The following is a 2,217-nucleotide window of genomic DNA, read 5'->3' on the forward strand; positions in this document are numbered from 1 at the left end:
GGCCAGCGCCGCCAGTCGGTGAAGGTTAGGCTTCTTCATGGGCTTCGTCCTCCTTTTCTTTTCCGTCAGCGGACTTCGGGCCAGTCTGGCCCGAAGCGGCAGGGGGGTCCTTCGGGTTATTTAAAAAGGCCAGGAGCTCGGCGGGGGTCAGCTTCATGGAGCGCACTGCCTGCACGATCTGGCTGTTCTCTTCCTCCTGTTTCTGCTTTTCCAGTTCCCGGACTTTGGTCTGGCACTCGGCGGCCTTCTCCCGGGCTTTCTCCAAATCTTTCTCGATTTTTTCAAGTCTGTTCATGCGAATCTCCTTTCTGTTCGTGACGGTCAATTTCCTGATAAGCGGCCAAATGCATAGAAATGCTGCGTCCAGTAGGACGTGCTGATACTGGCATATTGGATTGGGTTCCCACAGTGGATCATCATATTGTTGCCTACATAAATGCCTACATGGGAGACTGGCACGCCGCTGTCATAGGTGCCAGTAAAAAAGATGATATCCCCGGGCTTTGCGTCAGCGGGGGAGACACGGGCGCACTGGTTGTAAATGCCCTGCGCCGTGGTGCGGGGCAGGTTATGGACGCCGCTGTTGGAAAATACCCAGCAGACGAAGCCGGAGCAGTCAAAGGAGGTGGACGGGCTGGAGCCTCCCCATACATAGGGGTAGCCCAGGTATTTCTCCGCCTCCCCAATCAGGGCCGCGAAGGACGGGTCGGACAGGGCCTCCCCGGGTATCTGGTAGCCGGGTTCCGTCCCTGTGCCGTCTCCCGTGTAAATGCCTTCCCACAGGTGGGGCTTGTTGCCCTTTAATTCCTGCATGACGGAATAAATCTCCTTCTGCTCCATGGTAAGCCGGGTATTCACCACGGCTGGGAGGGTGCGGTTTTTTAAGGTCACATGGAGGATATAGTATTCATAAGGGACTTCCTCGCTCGTCTCGTTGCCGTCCGCGTCCGTGCTGGTTTCCGTGCGGTAGCGGATTTCCACCTCCTCGGTCAGCGTCAGCTCGTACTGTGCTTCAAAGACCTCCCCAAGCTCGCCCTGTATTCCTGACCGGGTATAGCTGTGGTATTTGGCCGACAGGTAGGAGGCCAGCTCATAGGGGTTGTGGCCGATTTCGTCCACGTTGTAGCGGTATTCGTCATAGCCGCTGTGAGTGCGCTCGATATTGGCAATCTTCTGTTTCAGGTCATTTTCCAGAGCGGTATAGTCCTCGTCCGTCCCTAAGAGGTCGCTGTCAGCAGAGGCGTAGGAGGTGCCGGATATGGCGTTTGCAAGGCCGCTCCCCAGCATGGGGATAAGGGAGGAAAACGCCGACAGGATATAAAACAGCAGGAACAGCACCACGATAATCAGGATAAATACAGGGTGGCGGGCCGCCGCCTGAACCACCCGTTTCGTGATGGTTCCGGCTGTGGCGGCTGTTTTCTTTGCCGCCCGCGCCCCCTGCTTCGCGGCCTGTCTTGCCTGTCTGGCATACTGGCGTTTCAGTTTCCATTTCTGTGCCATGCGGGAGAGCGGGTTGCTGGCAAGCTCCGGGTGATCCTTTGCCATCTTCTGAAAATCCAGATTGGCCCGTGCCGCCAGCTCCTTCCGTTCCCATTTCGCCACCCGGCGGGCCGGGTGCTCACGGTAGCGGCATCTGGCAAACCGGACGAGCTTACGGGTTCCGGCCTCCGCCACAAGCTCGGATTTATGGGCTCCTTCCACGCCTACGTTCTCATGCTCAATCTCGTGTATCTTGTTGTGGGTGTAAAACCATACCTCCGCCCGCATACCCCGGACAGCTTTCTTTGCCAGTCCCGGCTGTTTGGGCGGTTTCTGCGCGGCCAGCTTCTCCCGGGCCGATTCCAGTTTCCGTCCGGCCTTATCCGCTTTTTCCTGTGCCTTCTCCGTCTTGTCCGGTTTCCTGCCGTCAGAGCGTTCCTTGCCGTCAGCACGTTTCTCCCAGTCAGCCTGTTTCTTCCTATTGGCACGTTTCTCACCATCAGTACGTTTCTTATTGGCCCGGTCAGGCCCGGCCTCTTTGTCATGGGGTTCCTGCCCTCCGCCGCCGTCCGCATTTTCCTCCCGCCGCATATGGTCGGAGGGGCGGGCCCGCTCCGTATCCTGCCGGAACTTCCTGGAGGACTTCGGGCCATGCTGGCCCGAGGTGGCCCCGGCCTGCGGCGGCGTGTCCCCTTCCTCAAAACGCAGGCGGCCGGAAGGGGCGGAATTCGGCGG

2 protein-coding genes are annotated in these 2,217 nt (G+C 58.6%); both read right to left on the minus strand.

Annotation, left to right across the window (positions count from 1 at the left end):
- Positions 1–25: 25 nt before the first annotated feature.
- Positions 26–295, minus strand: coding sequence for a DUF4315 family protein (locus tag HMPREF1548_RS20395; RefSeq protein WP_035323167.1), 270 nt, complete (start codon positions 293–295; stop codon positions 26–28).
- 26 nt (positions 296–321) lie between these two features.
- A complete protein-coding gene (locus HMPREF1548_RS20400) occupies positions 322–2,073 on the minus strand; it encodes a C40 family peptidase (RefSeq protein ID WP_035323169.1) in 1,752 nt (583 codons plus the stop codon).
- Between the last annotated feature and the right edge of the window lie 144 nt (positions 2,074–2,217).

This window comes from Clostridium sp. KLE 1755, assembly GCF_000466465.2.
GTDB classification, from domain to species: Bacteria; Bacillota; Clostridia; order Lachnospirales; family Lachnospiraceae; genus Eisenbergiella; species Eisenbergiella porci.